This is a genomic window from Actinacidiphila sp. bgisy160 (assembly GCF_965342435.1).
Lineage (GTDB): Bacteria > Actinomycetota > Actinomycetes > Streptomycetales > Streptomycetaceae > Actinacidiphila.
Genome location: NZ_CBDRCM010000003.1, coordinates 35,204 through 51,140 on the forward strand (window position 1 = coordinate 35,204; position 15,937 = coordinate 51,140).

11 protein-coding genes and 1 pseudogene are annotated in these 15,937 nt (G+C 73.7%); 11 read left to right on the forward strand and 1 reads right to left on the reverse strand.

All coding sequences use genetic code 11. From position 1 onward, the window contains the following. Positions 1–90 precede the first annotated feature (90 nt). The 3 genes from ACRWNP_RS04585 (at position 91) to ACRWNP_RS04595 (ending at position 4,630) form a co-directional block, all read left to right on the forward strand. Positions 91–2,370 carry a HelD family protein gene (locus tag ACRWNP_RS04585; protein WP_431959627.1) on the forward strand — a complete coding sequence of 760 codons (2,280 nt, stop codon included), beginning with the start codon at positions 91–93 and terminating at the stop codon, positions 2,368–2,370. A 358-nt stretch (positions 2,371–2,728) separates the two neighbouring features. Then, positions 2,729–4,150 carry an NAD-dependent malic enzyme gene (locus tag ACRWNP_RS04590; RefSeq protein WP_431959628.1) on the forward strand — a complete coding sequence of 474 codons (1,422 nt, stop codon included), beginning with the start codon at positions 2,729–2,731 and terminating at the stop codon, positions 4,148–4,150. Positions 4,151–4,348: 198 nt separating this feature from the next. After that, positions 4,349–4,630 carry an HU family DNA-binding protein gene (locus ACRWNP_RS04595; protein ID WP_018564081.1) on the forward strand — a complete coding sequence of 94 codons (282 nt, stop codon included), beginning with the start codon at positions 4,349–4,351 and terminating at the stop codon, positions 4,628–4,630. Between the two features lie 81 nt (positions 4,631–4,711). Here the strand turns inward: ACRWNP_RS04595 and murA are convergent, their stop codons facing one another. Next, positions 4,712–6,046, reverse strand: a complete 1,335-nt coding sequence (murA, locus tag ACRWNP_RS04600; RefSeq protein ID WP_431959629.1) for a UDP-N-acetylglucosamine 1-carboxyvinyltransferase — start codon at positions 6,044–6,046, stop codon at positions 4,712–4,714. 253 nt (positions 6,047–6,299) lie between these two features. Here murA and ACRWNP_RS04605 point away from each other — a divergent pair, with 253 nt between their 5' ends. The 8 genes and pseudogenes from ACRWNP_RS04605 (at position 6,300) to ACRWNP_RS04640 (ending at position 15,932) form a co-directional block, all read left to right on the forward strand. After that, the gene (locus ACRWNP_RS04605; RefSeq protein ID WP_431959630.1) at positions 6,300–6,878 is read left to right on the forward strand and encodes a YqgE/AlgH family protein; all 579 of its coding nucleotides are present in this window, start codon (positions 6,300–6,302) and stop codon (positions 6,876–6,878) included. A gap of 11 nt (positions 6,879–6,889) precedes the next feature. Continuing rightward, positions 6,890–7,171 (forward strand): DUF3039 domain-containing protein, encoded by a 282-nt coding sequence (locus ACRWNP_RS04610; protein ID WP_431959631.1) that lies wholly within the window; start codon positions 6,890–6,892, stop codon positions 7,169–7,171. Positions 7,172–7,238: 67 nt separating this feature from the next. Next, positions 7,239–8,399: a hypothetical protein gene (locus tag ACRWNP_RS04615; protein ID WP_431959632.1), complete on the forward strand. Its 1,161-nt coding sequence runs from the start codon at positions 7,239–7,241 to the stop codon at positions 8,397–8,399. Positions 8,400–8,497: 98 nt separating this feature from the next. Then, positions 8,498–9,367: pseudogene (locus ACRWNP_RS04620) on the forward strand (family 20 glycosylhydrolase); the annotation flags it as partial. 261 nt (positions 9,368–9,628) lie between these two features. After that, positions 9,629–10,540: an FAD binding domain-containing protein gene (locus tag ACRWNP_RS04625; protein ID WP_431959633.1), complete on the forward strand. Its 912-nt coding sequence runs from the start codon at positions 9,629–9,631 to the stop codon at positions 10,538–10,540. Further along, positions 10,537–11,841, forward strand: coding sequence for a (2Fe-2S)-binding protein (locus ACRWNP_RS04630; RefSeq protein ID WP_431959634.1), 1,305 nt, complete (start codon positions 10,537–10,539; stop codon positions 11,839–11,841). The genes ACRWNP_RS04625 and ACRWNP_RS04630 overlap by 4 nt, the downstream gene beginning before the upstream one ends. Positions 11,842–11,902: 61 nt before the next feature. Next, positions 11,903–14,236, forward strand: coding sequence for a xanthine dehydrogenase family protein molybdopterin-binding subunit (locus ACRWNP_RS04635; protein ID WP_431959635.1), 2,334 nt, complete (start codon positions 11,903–11,905; stop codon positions 14,234–14,236). Positions 14,237–14,600: 364 nt separating this feature from the next. Further along, positions 14,601–15,932, forward strand: a complete 1,332-nt coding sequence (locus ACRWNP_RS04640; RefSeq protein WP_431959823.1) for a ferredoxin reductase family protein — start codon at positions 14,601–14,603, stop codon at positions 15,930–15,932. Positions 15,933–15,937 lie beyond the last annotated feature (5 nt).

Here is a 15,937-nt window from a genome sequence, read left to right on the forward strand (position 1 = left end):
GCCTGGTTGGCGTACGGTGACAGGCTGCCCCGTTCGCCGGGGCGGCGCGCGCGGCGCGTGACGTACGGAAGAACAAGAAGGGGGTCCTGCGTGGCAGCGGTCCGGGACACGGAGATCGCGGTCGAGCAGACGCATCTGGACCGGGTGTACGACCGGCTCGAGGAGAAGATCCACGAGGCGGAGTTCCTCATGGACGACGCCGTCAAACGCGGCCAGGTCGGCACGCCGGGCGCGCTCGCGGAGCGCGACGCCCAGGTGTTCCGGGCGGGGCTGCACCTGAACCGGCTGAACTCGGAGTTCGAGGACTTCCTCTTCGGCCGGATCGACCTGCTGCGGGGCAAGGACGGCAAGAAGGGCCCGGACGGTGCGTTCACCTCGGTGGAGCCCGCGGACGACGCGATCCGGCCCGACGGCATGGCGGACGTCGCCGAAACTCTGCACATCGGGCGGCTCGGCGTGCTGGACGCGGACTACGCGCCGCTGGTGATCGACTGGCGGGCCCCCGCGGCGGCGCCGTTCTACCGGGCGACCCCGGTCGCGCCCGGCCGGGTGGTGCGGCGGCGCGTCATCCGCTCCAAGGGCCGCAAGGTGCTGGGCGTCGAGGACGACCTGCTGCGCCCGGAGCTGACGACGGGACTCCCGGTGGTGGGCGACGGCGCGCTGATGGCCGCGCTGGGCCAGGCGCGCAGCCACACGATGCGGGACATCGTCTCCAGCATCCAGGCCGAGCAGGACGTGGTGATCCGGGCCCCCGCCGCATCCGTCACCGAGGTGACCGGCGGTCCCGGCACGGGGAAGACGGCGGTGGCCCTGCACCGGGCGGCGTACCTGCTGTACCAGGACCGGCGCCGGTACGCGGGCGGCATCCTGGTCGTCAGCCCGACGCCGCTGCTGGTGGCGTACACCGAGGGCGTGCTGCCCTCGCTGGGCGAGGAGGGCCAGGTCGCGATCCGTGCCGTGGGCTCGCTCGTGGACGGCGCCGAGGCCACCACGTACGACGATCCCGCGGTCGCCCGGATCAAGGGCTCGCTGCGGATGCTGAGGGTGTTGCGCAAGGCGGCCCGCGGCGTGCTGGAGCACGGGGCCGGGGCCGGGGCGGGACGCTGCCCGGACCGGCTGCGGGTCGTGGCGTTCGGCCGGCGGCTGGAGCTGGACGCCGAGGAGCTGTCGGGGATCCGGCACTCCGTGCTGGGCGGCACGGCGCCGGTGAACCTGCTGCGGCCCCGGGCCCGCCGCCTGCTGCTGGACGCGCTGTGGCGCAAGGCCGGGCGCCGCTTCGACGACCCGGAGCTGGCCGCCGAGGAGCGGCAGGGCTTCGACGAGGACATCTCCACCGAGCAGGAGTTCACGGACTTCCTGGCCGCGTGGTGGCCGGTGCTGACCCCGCGCGGGGTGCTGGCGGCGCTCTCCGACGAGAAGCGGCTGGGGCGCTGGTCGCGGCGGGTCCTGACGCCGCCCGAGGTGCGCCGTGTGGCGCGCTCGCTGCGCCGTCTGGACGCGGCGGGCAACGGGGCGCTGTCCGTGCACGACGTCGCGATGCTCGACGAGCTGGAGGCGCTGCTGGGCCCGCCGCCGAAGGTGCGCAGCCGCGAGGCGGACCCGCTGGACCACCTGACCGGCCTGGAGGAGGTCACCACCTACGCGGACCGGATGGCGGCCGGGCGGCGCAGCCGGCAGGACCGGCTGGACGCGGAGCGCACGGAGTACGCGCACGTGATCGTCGACGAGGCGCAGGACCTCACCCCGATGCAGTGGCGCATGGTGGGCCGCCGCGGCCGTGCCGCGACCTGGACGGTGGTCGGCGACCCCGCGCAGAGTTCCTGGACCGACCCCGACGAGGCCGCCCTGGCCCGTGACGAGGCCCTGGGCACGCGTCCGCGCCGCCGCTTCACGCTCACGGTGAACTACCGCAACCCGGCAGAGATCGCCGACCTGGCGGCGAAGGTGCTGGCGCTGGCCATGCCGGGCAGCGAATCGCCGCGAGCGGTGCGCTCCACGGGGCTGGTGCCCCGGTTCGTGGTGGCCGCCGACGGGCACCCCGGCGAGGCGGTGCGCGCCGAGGCGGAGCGGATGCTGGGCGAGGTCGAGGGCACCGTGGGCGTGGTCGTGGCCATGGGCCGCCGTGAGGAGGCCCGGCGCTGGCTGGCGGGGCTCGGCGAGCGCGTCGTGGCGCTGGGCAGCCTGGAGGCCAAGGGCCTGGAGTACGACGCGACGCTGGTCGTCTCGCCCGCGGAGATCGCGGACGAGTCCCCGGCCGGCCTGCGGGTGCTGTACGTGGCGCTGACCCGGGCGACCCAGCGGCTGACGGTGCTCTCGGGGGCGCGGGACCTGCCGGACGGCGCCGGCGTCCCGGACCTGCTGCGGGACTGACTGACCCCTCTCATGACGACGGCGGGGCGCCCCTTCGTGAGGGGCGCCCCGCCGGACGTATGTGACACCGACCCGCCATGCTCGCCTCGCGGCAAGTGGGCGCTCGAAGCGCCTAAGGTTGGGCCCGGGGGCTTGGATCGAGCCGGTGCCTCACCCAGGCTAACAAACGATCCGGGATTGTCATTCCGTTCGTGTGCGCCGTTCCGGTGGCGGCTGGGGGAACATTAAGCACGCAAGCTTCCGTTGACACCCATCGCTGCTCGACAGTTTGTCGTAGGCCCCCCGGGTTTACGCGTACCCACCGGTAGGTGGCAGCATCGAGGGCGCACTAAGCAGCGACAGCGGAGGAACAGCGGCCATGGCAACGGCGCCGAGCGTCTCGTACTCAATCACGGTGCGGCTGGAGGTGCCCGCGAGCGGCTCCGCGGTCAGCCAGCTCACCACGGCCGTGGAGGCCTCCGGTGGCGCGGTCCACGGCCTGGACGTGACCGCTTCCGGCCATGAGAAGCTGCGCATCGACGTGACGATCGCCGCCACGTCGACCGCCCACGCGGACGAGATCGTCGCCAAGCTGGCGCAGATCGAGGGCGTCGCGATCGGCAAGGTCTCCGACCGTACGTTCCTGATGCACCTCGGCGGCAAGATCGAGATGGCGTCGAAGCACCCTATCCGCAACCGTGACGACCTCTCCATGGTCTACACGCCAGGTGTGGCCCGGGTCTGCATGGCGATCGCAAAGAACCCCGAGGACGCCCGCCGGCTGACCATCAAGCGCAACAGTGTCGCGGTGGTCACCGACGGCTCGGCCGTGCTGGGCCTCGGCAACATCGGGCCGAAGGCCGCGCTGCCGGTCATGGAGGGCAAGGCGGCGCTCTTCAAGCGCTTCGCGGGCATCGACGCCTGGCCGATCTGCCTGGACACCCAGGACACCGACGCGATCGTGGAGATCGTCAAGGCGATCGCCCCCGGCTTCGCCGGCATCAACCTGGAGGACATCTCGGCGCCCCGCTGCTTCGAGATCGAGGCCCGGCTGCGCGAGGCCCTCGACATCCCGGTGTTCCACGACGACCAGCACGGCACCGCCATCGTGGTGCTCGCGGCGCTCACCAACGCGCTGCGCGTGGTCGGCAAGCAGGCCGGCGACGTACGGGTCGTCATGTCGGGCGCAGGCGCGGCCGGCACGGCCATCCTGAAGCTGCTGCTCGCGGCGGGCGTCAAGCACGCCGTCGTGGCCGACATCCACGGCGTCGTGCACAGCGGCCGGGAGGACCTGGTCGCGGCCGGCCCAGAGTCGGCGCTGCGCTGGATCGCGGACAACACCAACCCGGAGGAGATCACCGGGACGCTGAAGGAGGCGGTGCGCGGCGCGGACGTCTTCATCGGCGTCTCCGCCCCCAACGTCCTGGAGGGCGAGGACGTCGCGGCCATGGCCGACGGTGCCATCGTCTTCGCCCTGGCCAACCCCGACCCCGAGGTGGACCCGGCGGTCGCCCGGGAGACCGCCGCGGTGGTCGCCACGGGGCGCAGCGACTTCCCCAACCAGATCAACAACGTGCTGGTCTTCCCGGGTGTCTTCCGTGGACTGCTGGACGCCCAGAGCCGTACGGTGAACACCGACATGATGCTCGCGGCGGCGGCCGCCCTCGCGGACGTCGTCACGGAGGACGAGCTCAACCCGAACTACATCATCCCGAGCGTCTTCAACGACAAGGTCGCGGGCGCCGTCGCGGGCGCCGTCCGCGAGGCGGCGAAGTCGCACGGCCTCCCCGCGACGTCGTGACGACGGAGCGTCATCGAGCCGTACACGACCCGCTTTTTGTGTGACTCTCCCGGGTGCCGGATTGGCGTTTCCCCCAGAAATAGGGGCAGGATGCGTACCTGGGCGGTGAGGGCCGCACCGCAGAAGCGCGATGAGCGTCTTCACAATGCGTCTTCCCCGACGGTCGACGTTGGGGGTTTCCATGCAAGGAGTACTTAGATGAACCGCAGTGAGCTGGTGGCCGCGCTGTCCGAGCGCGCCGAGGTGACCCGCAAGGACGCCGACGCCGTTCTGGCCGCGTTCGCCGAGGTTGTCGGCGAGATCGTCGCCAAGGGCGACGAGAAGGTCACCATCCCCGGCTTCCTCACCTTCGAGCGCAGCCACCGCGCCGCGCGCACCGCGCGCAACCCGCAGACCGGTGACCCGATCCAGATCCCGGCCGGTTACAGCGTGAAGGTCTCCGCGGGCTCGAAGCTCAAGGAAGCCGCCAAGGGCAAGTAATTCCGCGCGCCGACGCGACATGTGGAAGGGCGGCCCCCCCGCGGGGAGGCCGCCCTTCCGTGTGTCCGCAAGGGTGCCGGGTCAGTCGGTGCCGGGCAGCTCGACCTTGGCGCCGAGCTTCTCCAGCTTCTGCATGAAGTTCTCGTATCCGCGGTTGATCAGGTCGATGCCGTGCACCCGCGAGGTGCCCTGCGCGGCCAGGGCCGCGATCAGGTACGAGAAGCCGCCGCGCAGGTCCGGGATGACGAGGTCGGCGCCCTGCAGCCTGGTGGGGCCGCTGACGACCGCGGAGTGCAGGAAGTTGCGCTGGCCGAAGCGGCAGGGGGTGCCGCCCAGGCACTCGCGGTAGAGCTGGATGTGGGCACCCATCTGGTTGAGCGCCGAGGTGAAGCCCAGCCGGGACTCGTACACCGTCTCGTGGACGATGGACAGGCCCGAGGCCTGGGTGAGGGCCACGACCAGGGGCTGCTGCCAGTCGGTCTGGAAGCCGGGGTGGACGTCGGTCTCCAGGGCGATGGCGTTCAGCGGGCCGCCGGGGTGCCAGAAGCGGATGCCGTGGTCGTCGACCTCGAACGCGCCGCCCACCTTGCGGAAGACGTTGAGGAAGGTCATCATCTCGCGCTGGCTGGCGCCGCGGACGTAGACGTTGCCCTCGGTCGCCAGGGCCGCGCAGGCCCAGGAGGCGGCCTCCAGGCGGTCCGGGAGGGCGCGGTGGTTGTAGCCGCCGAGCTTGTCCACGCCGGTGATGTGGATGGTGCGGTTGGTGCCCATCGTGATGATGGCGCCCATCTTCTGCAGGACGCAGATGAGGTCCTCGATCTCCGGCTCGATCGCGGCGTTGCTCAGCTCGGTGACGCCCTCGGCCAGGACGGCCGTCAGCAGTACCTGCTCGGTCGCGCCGACCGACGGGTACGGGAGCTCGATCTTGCAGCCGCGCAGCCGCTGCGGGGCCTCCAGGTACTGGCCCTCGGGGCGCTTCTCGATGACCGCGCCGAACTTGCGCAGCACGTCGAAGTGGAAGTCGATCGGCCGGCCACCGATGTCGCAGCCGCCCAGGCCCGGGATGAAGGCGTGGCCGAGACGGTGCAGCAGGGGCCCGCAGAACAGGATCGGGATCCGCGAGGAGCCCGCGTGCGCGTCGATGTCGGCGACGTTCGCGCTCTCCACCTTGGACGGGTCGAGCACCAGCTCCCCGGGCTCGTCGCCGGCCTGCACCGTCACCCCGTGCAGCTGCAGCAGGCCCCGCACGACGCGCACGTCGCGGATGTCGGGCACGTTGCGCAGCCGGCTGGGTTCGCTGCCCAGCAGCGCGGCCACCATCGCCTTGGGCACGAGGTTCTTCGCACCGCGGACATGGATCTCCCCCTCGAGGGGGGTGCCACCGTGGACGAGCAGTACGTCGTTAAGGCCGGTCATTGCTCTCGCGTTCCTGGAGACGGGCAGAAAGGAAGCTCGGTCCCCGCAGGCACCAAGCAGAAATGGTAATCGGCCTTCCGGCGCCGGGAAGAGGGCTGTGAGGTCCCACTCATGTAATGGGTTCGCTACAGCACCCTGCGCGTTCGCGCCGTCCCGGAGGGTCGCCGTCGCGGCGGCCCGCCCCCGGTCCCGGCGCCCGAAAAGGGTGCGGTTGCCACCCCGCGCGGCGGCGGAATGCGGGATTATGTTGACCATGACCGAAGTGTCATCGCTCACCGGCAGACTGCTCGTCGCGACGCCCGCGCTCGCGGACCCGAACTTCGACCGGGCGGTGGTGCTCCTCCTCGACCACGACGAGGAGGGCTCGCTCGGCGTCGTCCTCAACCGCCCCACGCCCGTCGGGGTCGGCGACGTCCTGGAGTCCTGGGCCGGCCTGGCGGGCGCGCCCCAGGTCGTCTTCCAGGGCGGGCCCGTCTCGCTGGACTCGGCGCTGGGCCTGGCCGTGGTGCCCGGGGAGCCGCGGGACGGCGAGGACGGGGAGCCGCTCGGCTGGCGGCGGGTGTTCGGCGCGATCGGCCTGGTGGACCTGGAGGCGCCGCCCGAGCTCCTCGCGGCCGAGCTGGGCTCCCTGCGGATCTTCGCCGGGTACGCCGGATGGGGGCCCGGCCAGCTGGAGGACGAACTGGTCGAGGGCGCCTGGTACGTGGTGGAGTCCGAACCGGGGGACGTCTTCTCCCCGGACCCCGATCAGCTGTGGCGCTCGGTGCTGCGCAGACAGCGCAGCGAACTCGCGATGGTCGCGACGTATCCGGACGATCCGTCTCTGAATTAGGCTTGCGTGCCATGAGCACTCTCGAGCCCGAGCGCGGGGCGGGCACCGGCACCCTCGTCGAACCGACCCCGCAGGTGTCGAACGGCGATGGCGACCACGAGCGCTTCGCGCACTACGTCCAGAAGGACAAGATCATGGAGAGCGCGCTCTCCGGATCGCCGGTGGTCGCCCTCTGCGGAAAGGTCTGGGTGCCCGGCCGGGACCCCAAGAAGTACCCGGTCTGCCCGATGTGCAAGGAGATCTTCGAATCCATGCCCACCGGTGGCGGGGACAAGGACAAGAGCGGCAAGTAACGGCCGCCTCGGCACCCGGCAGGTACGGCCGCGGCGCGGCGGCCGTACCTCGCGCGTTCGGGGGGACATGGCGCAGGACGACGCCGTCACGGCGGACCGGGTCTTCGGGCTGTGCGAGCGGGGGCGCTTCGAGATGGCGCACTCGCTCGTCGACGACGCCTTCGTCACCCGCAACGGCAGCTTCGGCTACCTCGTACGGGCCAGGGTCTTCGCGTACGAGCGGCGGGCCGACCGGGCCCGGGAGGCCGTCGACTGGGCGCTGGCGCACGCGGAGCCGGGCGACCCGGACCCGCCGCTGCTGGCCGGACTCGTCCTGCTGATGCTCGGAGACGCGCACGCCGCCCTCGGGCTCGGGCTGCGGGTCGCCGCCGATCCCCGCGAGTGGCGCGCCCGGGTGCTGGTCGCCGACTCCTGCCGGATGCTCTCCCGCGGCCCCGAGGCCGTCGCCGCCGCCCGGCAGGCGGTGCTGATCGCACCCCGCGAGGCCGAGGCGCACGTCGCGCTCGCACGGGCGCTGGATCTCTCGCTTCGTCCGGCCGCCCGCGCCGAACGCCGCGCGGTCGTGGCGCGGGCCATGGAACTCGGCGCCGCGCCCGCGGACGTTGCGGGGCGGCGCCAGTGGCCCCGGGCCGCCCCCGCGCTGCTGGTGGCCGCGCTGGTGCTGTTCGCCGACCCCCCGGTGCTGGCCGGCGGGGTGGCCGTGCTGGTGGCGCTGGCCGGCTGGCTGTGGCTGCTGCAGGCCCGCCGCTCCGGCAGCAGCGGCCGGGGGCGGCTGCAGACCGTACGCGCCCTGGCCCGGGCCGAGTTGAACGGGGACCCGGCCCGCGCTCGCGCCGTGGCCCTCACCGCCGGGGCCTGCCTGCCCGTGCTCCCGTTCGCCGCCACCGGCCTGGTGGCCGCCTCCGCGGCCGACGGCGCCCCATGGCCGCTTCCGGCCGTCCTGGGCGTCGCGGCCGGCGCCGTCGTGGTGCTGCTGGCCGCCGCCCGCGCGGTGCGCTGGTGGTACGGCGACACCTTCCTGCAGCGCGACTTCCTGCCCAGCCGGCACACCGTCCTCCAGCTGACCGCGGTCGTCGCCCTCATCGGCACCGCCGTGGCCCTCTCCGCGGCTCAGGCGACCTCCACGGCGCTGTGGTCGGCGGTGGCAGTGGCCCACGTCCTGTGGTTCGTCGTCGGCATGCTGATCCCCTTCCGCGCCCTGAACCGCGCCCGCCGGGCCGGCGGCTGAGGCGCCGCGGCGTCCGGAAATCGGCGATTCGTCCGTTCCAGTTGCCGCGGGCGCGGCAGGATGGTCGTCATGGGCCTCATCCCGGCACCCGTCGAGGCGTCGCCGCGTACCCGGAACCCGGCAACACGGACGTCGTGGACACCACCGCCCTGCCGGTGCTGACCGGTTGGGGCATCAACCCGAACGTGCTGGCGCCCACCGAGGCCACCGTGCGCTTCTACGAGAACGTCCTCGCCGAGCTACTGGAGGTCTTCCCCTCGGAGTTCGTGCACATCGGCGGCGACGAGTGCCCCAAGGACCAGTGGCGCGCCTCCGCCACCGTCCAGGCCCGCATCAAGGAACTGGGCTTGCGTGACGAGGACGAGCTGCAGAGGTGGTTCGTGCGGCACTTCGACACCTGGCTGAGCGGGCGCGGCCGCCGGCTGATCGGCTGGGACGAGATCCTGGAGGGCGGGCCGGCCGAGGGCGCCGCCGTCTCCTCCTGGCGCGGCCACGCGGGCGGCGTAGCGGCCGCCCGGGCGGGGCACGACGTCGTGATGTGCCGGGAGAGCCAGGTGTACCTGGACTGGCGCCAGTCGGACAGCGAGGACGAGCCCGTGCCGATCGCGCACGTCCGCACCCTGGAGGACGTCTACCGTTTTGAGCCCGTCCCGGACGAGCTCACCGCCGAGGAGGCCGCCCACGTCATCGGCGCGCAGGCCAACATCTGGACGGAGGCGATGGATTCGGTCCGCGCGGTGGACTACATGGCCTTCCCGCGGCTCGCCGCCTTCGCCGAGACGGTCTGGAGCCGGCTGCCCGGTCCCGCCGCCCGCGACCACGAGGGCTTCGCCGCCCGAATGACCACCCACTACGGGCGACTTGACGCACTGGGGGTCGAACACCGGCCGCCGGGCTGTCCGCTGCCGTGGCAGCGGCGTCCGGGCGTCATCGGACGCCCGATCGAGGGGCCGCCCCCGATCGTGTGAGGCCCGCCACAACCCGCGGTGGGGCGACGCGGGAGATGGCAGGGTGGTATGGCCAATCACGGCAAGGCGCACGAAGGAGGCCGTTCCCGTCGCAACCTGGAGAAAGTCGCAAACCGGACGGAGTTCGATCCGGAAGGCAGGTTCTCCTTTGCGACCCTCGCGTTGATCACCCCGGAAGATGTGCCAGAGTTGCCACGTCCGGGCTGTCAGCACGTACCGTACGGCTACCGCACCGCGGACAGCCGGGGAAGGGGCAGCTGCGTGAGCACGTACGCACGGCAGGCAGCGCGCAATGTGGCGTTGCCGACCTCGCTCGACGAGGCCGTGGCGGCCTTGGCCGCCACGCCCACCGCCGTGCCCGTCGCCGGAGGCACCGACCTCATGGCGGCCGTGAACTCCGGGCTGCTGCGCCCCGCGGGACTGGTCGGCCTCGGGCGGATCAGCGAGATCCGCGGCTGGCAGTACGCGGACGGCGCGGCGCTGCTCGGCGCCGGCCTCACCCACGCCCGCATGGGCCGCCCGGACTTCGCCGCGCTCATCCCCGCCCTTGCCGCCGCCGCCCGCGCCGCCGGGCCCCCGCAGATCCGCAACGCGGGCACGCTCGGCGGCAACATCGCCGGCGCCGCCCCCACCGGCGACTCGCTGCCCGTGCTGGCCGCCCTGGAGGCGTCCGTCCTGGTCGCCGGCCCGGACGGCAACCGCGAGCTGCCGGTCAGCCACCTGCTCACCGGCATGGACCCGCTGCGGCCGGGCGAGGTCCTGGCGTACGTCCGGGTCCCGCTGCTGCACGCGCCGCAGACCTTCCTCAAGGCCACCGGCCGCACCGGTCCCGGCCGCGCGGTCGCGTCCGTCGCCGTCGTCCTCGACCCCGCCCGCCGGGGCGTACGCTGCGCGGTGGGAGCCGTCGCACCGGTGCCGCTGCGGCCGCTCGAGGCCGAGCGCTGGGTCGCCGGGCTGATCGACTGGGACGGCGAGCGCACACTGGCGCCGGAGGCCCTCACGGCCTTCGGCGAGTACGTCGCCGCCGCCTGCATCCCCGACCCGCTGCCGGCCGCGGACGGCGGCGTGGGGGGAGCCCCGCCCGCGGCCCCCGAACTGCCCCCCGCGGCCGTCCAGCTGCGGCGTACGGTGGCCGCACTGGCCCGCCGTGCGCTGGGGAGGGCACTGGCATGAGTGACGACGTGTACGACGACAGGACACCGGACGGGCGCATGACCGACCAGCCGCAGGAGGGGTCCCCGCACGGCGGGGGATTCAGCCCGGGGCACGGGGTGTGGGAGCCCCTGCCCCACGGCGAGTACGACCCCGACCAGACCATGCACGTCTCCTTCGCGGCGCAGCTGTCCATGGCCGAGCCCGGCGCCGATCCGCTCGCCGCCCCGGGCCACGGCTACGCGCCCGAGCCGCCCGCCGCCCCGGTCGCCGGCGAGGACGCGGCCACGACGTGGGTGATCCCCGTCGTACGCGAGGACCCCGCCGCCGACGACTCCGGCGAGTACTCGGTGGGGGCCTTCGTACCCACCCCGACCAGCGACTCGGCGCAGCCCTGGACCGCCCCCGCCGCCCTGCAGGCGCCCGCGGGCGCGGCCGACGGCGGCTGGTCCCTGCCCGCGGACGCCACCGGCCAGTGGACGCTGCCGCCGGCCCCGGACGGCACCGCCGAGGAGTCCGGCGAGTACCGCATCCCGCCCGTGTCGGCCCCCGCTCCGGCCCCGGCCGCCGCCGAGGAGCCCCGGCCGGGGCCGGACCCCGGCGAGGACGGCACCCACCCGCAGGAGCCCGCCACGGACCCGGTGGCGGATCTTGCGGCGGACCTTGCGGCGGAATTCGCCGCGCAGGAGCCGCCGACCCCGGAGGAGGGGGCCGACGGGCCCGGCGAGGGGCCCGTCGCGGACGCGCACAGCGAGCACCCCGTGGCCTCCTACGTCCTCAACGTCAACGGCACCGACCGGCCCGTCACCGACGCCTGGCTCGGCGAGTCCCTGCTCTACGTGCTGCGCGAGCGCCTCGGTCTCGCCGGCGCCAAGGACGGCTGCGAGCAGGGCGAGTGCGGCGCCTGCTCGGTCAAGGTCGACGGCCGGCTCGTCGCCTCCTGCCTGGTGCCCGCCGCGACCGCCGCGGGCAGCGACATCCGCACCGTCGAGGGGCTGTCCGCCGACGGCGGTCCCTCGGACGTCCAGCGGGCGCTTGCCGAGTGCGGGGCCGTGCAGTGCGGTTTCTGCATCCCGGGCATGGCGATGACCGTGCACGACCTGCTCGAGGGCAACCACAGCCCGACCGAGCTGGAGACCCGGCAGGCCATCAGCGGCAACCTCTGCCGCTGCTCCGGCTACCAGGGCGTCCTGGAGGCCGTCCGCCAGGTCGTGACCGAGCGCGAGGAGACCGCCGAGGCCGCCGCGGACGACACCGCGGGCGACCCGGCCGACGGCATCCGCGTCCCGCACCCGCGCCCCTCCTCCGGAGGCCCGGCGTGAGCACCCCGAACCTGCTGACCCCGCACCACCTCCCCCCTCGCGGCAGCGAAAGGTACGCGCGATGACGGGCCCCGACGCCGCGACGGCCACCCCGGCCGTGGGCACCCCCGCGCCGGTCGCGACCGGCGCCGAGCAGCAGTCCGCGCCGCACGGCATCGGCGCCTCCCTGCCCGCCACCGACGCCTACGCCAAGGCCCAGGGGACGTACCCGTACGCCGCCGACCTGTGGGCCGAGGGACTGCTGTGGGCGGCCGTGCTGCGCTCCCCGCACCCGCACGCCCGCATCCTGTCCATCGACACGACGGAGGCCGTCGCGCTCCCCGGCGTGCGGGCCGTGGTGACCCACGAGGACGTCCCGGGCGACGCCATGCACGGGCGCCGCGTCGCAGACCGCCCGGTCTTCGCCAAGGACACCGTCCGGCACCACGGCGAGGCCATCGCCGCCGTGGCCGCCGACCACCCCGACACCGCCCGGCTCGCCGCCGCCGCCATCCAGGTCGAGTACGAGGTCCTGGAGCCCGTCATCGACCCGGAGCGGGCCTTCGCGGCACCCCCGCTGCACCCCGACGGCAATCTGATCCGGCACATCCCGCTGCAGTTCGGCGACCCGGACGCGGTCGGCGAGGTCATCGTCGAGGGCCTGTACCGGGTCGGCCGCCAGGACCCGGCCCCGGTGGGCGCCGAGGCCGGGCTCGCCGTGCCCCGCCCCGACGGCGGCGTGGAGCTGTACGTCGCCTCCACGGACCCGCACACCGACCGCGACCTGGCCGCCGCCTGCTTCGGGCTGGAACAGGACCGGGTCAAGGTGGTGGTCACCGCGGTGCCCGGCGCGATGGGCGACCGCGAGGACTCCGGGGTGCAGATCCCCCTCGGACTGCTCGCGCTGAAGACCGGCTGCCCGGTGAAGTTCGTGGCCACCCGCGAGGAGTCCTTCCTCAGCCACAGCCACCGCCACCCGACCCTGTTGCGGTACCGCCACCACGCCGACGCCGAGGGCCGGCTGGTCAAGGTCGAGGCCCAGGTGCTGCTGGACGCCGGCGCGTACGCCGACACCTCCGCCGACGCCCTGGCCGCGGCCGTGGCCTTCGCCGCGGGCCCCTACGTCGTGCCGCACGTCTTCGTCGAGGGCTGGGCGGTGCGCACCAACAACCCGCCCTCCGGCCACGTCAGGGGCGAGGGCGCGATGCAGGTCTGCGCGGCCTACGAGGGCCAGATGGACAAGCTCGCGGCCAAACTCGGCCTGGACCCGGCCGAGATCCGCATGCGCAACGTCATGGCCACCGGCGACCTGCTGCCCACCGGCCAGACGGTCACCTGCCCGGCGCCCGTCGGTGAACTGCTCAAGGCCGTGCGCGACACCGACCTGCCCCCGCTGCCCGTCGACGACGACGAGTCCGAATGGCTGCTTCCCGGCGGCCTGGAGGGCGCGGGCGAGCCGGGCGCGGTGCGCCGCGGCGTCGGCTACGCGCTCGGCATGGTGCACATGCTGGGCGCCGAGGGCACCGACGAGGTCTCCACCGCCACCGTCCGCGTCCACGACGGCGCCGCCACCGTCATCTGCGCCGCCGTCGACACCGGCCAGGGCTTCGCCACCCTCGCCCGGCAGATCGTGCAGGAGGTCCTCGGCGTCGAGGACGTCCGCGTCCTGCCCTCCGACACCGACCAGCCCCCGGCCGGCGCCGCCGCCCGCGGCCGCCACACCTGGGTCTCCGGTGGCGCCGTCGAGCGCGCCGCCAAGATGGTCCGCACCCAGCTGCTGCAGCCGCTGGCCGGGAAGTTCGGCATGTCGGCGGAACTGCTCTCCATCGCCGACGGCAAGATCACCTCGTACGACGGGGTGCTCTCCACCACCGTCGAGGAGGAACTGGCCGGCAAGGAGCTGTGGGCCACCGCCCAGTGCCGCCCGCACCCCACCGAGAAGCTCGACGACACCGGCCAGGGCGACGCCTTTGTGGGCCTCGCCTTCTGCGCCGTGCGCGCCGTGGTCGACGTCGACATCGAACTCGGCGCGATCCGGGTGGTGGAGATGGCTGTCGCCCAGGACGTCGGCCGGGTCCTCAACCCCGCACAGCTGCGGGCCCGGATCGAGGCCGGCGTCACCCAGGGCGTCGGCATGGCCCTCATGGAGGACCTCCGCGCGCCGCGCGGCGTCATCAAGCGGCCCAACCTGACCGGCTATTCGCTGCCGACCGCGCTCGACGCGCCCGCGATCCGCGTGGTCCGGCTCATCGAGGAACGCGACGTGCTCGCCCCCTTCGGCGCCAAGGCCGCCAGCGCGGTCCCCGTCGTCGTCTCCCCGGCAGCCGTCGCCTCGGCCGTCCGCGCGGCCACCGGCCGCCCGGTCAGCCGCCTGCCCATCCGCCCCCAGCACGCGGTGGTCCGGCCGCAGACGTGACGCCCCGCCACACGCGCTGAGGGGCCCGGTCCGCACGGACCGGGCCATGGTGGACGGTCTCCGCATCGAACCGCCCGCGCTGGCCGTGAAGATGCTTCCCCACCCCGGGAGCGGTCTGGCACGACGGGACGGTCCGCGTGCACTGGGCCTCAGAAACGGCGCAAGGGAGCGGCCTGGCGGTATGACGCCCTGGGCCCTAGACTCCGTGTTCCCTGACGCTGCAGGTCCGGCATCCCCGTACTCCCAGGGGTAAGATGCCGCGCTCAGGGGCGACCAGGGAGCAGGGGGCCGACTCAGGAACCAGGGAAAGAGAACGACCCCCTTGACGACGATCCAGCACAGCCGTGCGGGCAGACGGCAGGCCATGCGCCGGATCCGCCCCCGGCGTTCCCCCGCGATACCCCTGGCGGCACTGGCCTGGTTCGGCGCGGCAGCCACCCTGTGGCTGTGGTGGAGCAACACACCGTATGTGCCCCGGACCGTCGGCGACTGCCTGACGGCCGCCGGCCGGATCACGGGGCTGCTGTCCGGATACGTGACCGCCATCGTGATCGCGCTGATGGCGCGCGTTCCGGCCCTGGAGCGCCGGGTGGGCACCGACCGGGTCACCCGGTGGCACGCGATGAGCGGACGGTACGCGCTGTCCCTGGTCGTCGCGCACGTCGTGCTGATCCTCTACGGCTACGCGCTCCAGGCGGACACCGGCATCGTGGCGCAGACGGTCTCCGTCGTCACCGAGTACCCGGAGATGGTGAAGGCGACGGCCGGGACCCTGATCCTGCTGCTCGTGGGCCTTGTCTCGGTCGGCGCACTGCGCAGACGCCTGCGCTACGAGACGTGGTACTACCTGCACCTGCTCACCTATGCCGCCGTCTACCTCGCCTTCTGGCACCAGCTCGCCACGGGCAGCGAATTCGTGACGGGCACCGTCGCGCGCACCGCCTGGTACGCCCTGTACCTTCTGGTCGGCGCGCTGGTGCTCTGGTACCGCGTGCTCACTCCTGTAGGGCTCAACCTCCGGCACCGCATGCGGGTCGAGTCGGTCGTGCAGGAGACGCCCGGCGTGGTGTCCGTGCTGATCCGCGGACGCCGGCTGCACAGGCTGGGTGCGGAACCGGGACAGTTCTTCCGCTGGCGGTTCCTGGCCGAGGGGCTGCGCTGGACCTCGAACCCGTACTCGCTGTCGGCGCCACCCCGGCCGGATCTGCTGCGGGTCACCGTGAAGGCGGCCGGCGGGCACAGCGCGGCGCTGGCCCGGCTCCGCCCGGGCACCCGGGTGTGGGCGGAGGGCCCTTACGGGGCGATGACCGCGGGCCGCCGCAGCCGTGGCAAGGTGCTGTTGCTCGCGGGCGGCGCGGGGATCACGCCACTGCGGGCGCTGTTCGAGACCCTGCCCGGGGGGCCTGGGGATCTCACCCTGCTCTACCGGGCGCGCACGGCCGAGGAGCTCGCGCTCCGGGACGAGCTGGAGGCGATCGCGGACGCCCGCGGTGCGCAGCTGCTGTACGCGGTGAACAGCCCGGACGGCAGACGGCCCGCGATCACCGCGAAGAAGCTGCGGAGGATCCTGCCGGACATCGCCCGCCATGACGTCTACCTGTGCGGGCCGCCGGGCCTGGCCGAGGAGTCCTACGCCGCGCTCCGCGAGGCCGGCGTCCCCGACCGCCGCATCCACCACGAGTCCTTCGAGTTCTGAGTCCG

Excerpts from the sequence above, each read along its gene's own strand:
- ACRWNP_RS04590 (WP_431959628.1), top strand. The coding sequence starts at position 2,729 with ATGGCAACGGCGCCGAGCGTCTCGTACTCAATCACGGTGCGGCTGGAG.
- ACRWNP_RS04595 (WP_018564081.1), top strand. The coding sequence starts at position 4,349 with ATGAACCGCAGTGAGCTGGTGGCCGCGCTGTCCGAGCGCGCCGAGGTG.
- murA (WP_431959629.1), bottom strand. The coding sequence starts at position 6,046 with ATGACCGGCCTTAACGACGTACTGCTCGTCCACGGTGGCACCCCCCTC.
- ACRWNP_RS04605 (WP_431959630.1), top strand. The coding sequence starts at position 6,300 with ATGACCGAAGTGTCATCGCTCACCGGCAGACTGCTCGTCGCGACGCCC.
- ACRWNP_RS04610 (WP_431959631.1), top strand. The coding sequence starts at position 6,890 with ATGAGCACTCTCGAGCCCGAGCGCGGGGCGGGCACCGGCACCCTCGTC.
- ACRWNP_RS04615 (WP_431959632.1), top strand. The coding sequence starts at position 7,239 with ATGGCGCAGGACGACGCCGTCACGGCGGACCGGGTCTTCGGGCTGTGC.
- ACRWNP_RS04630 (WP_431959634.1), top strand. The coding sequence starts at position 10,537 with ATGAGTGACGACGTGTACGACGACAGGACACCGGACGGGCGCATGACC.
- ACRWNP_RS04635 (WP_431959635.1), top strand. The coding sequence starts at position 11,903 with ATGACGGGCCCCGACGCCGCGACGGCCACCCCGGCCGTGGGCACCCCC.
- ACRWNP_RS04640 (WP_431959823.1), top strand. The coding sequence starts at position 14,601 with ATGCGCCGGATCCGCCCCCGGCGTTCCCCCGCGATACCCCTGGCGGCA.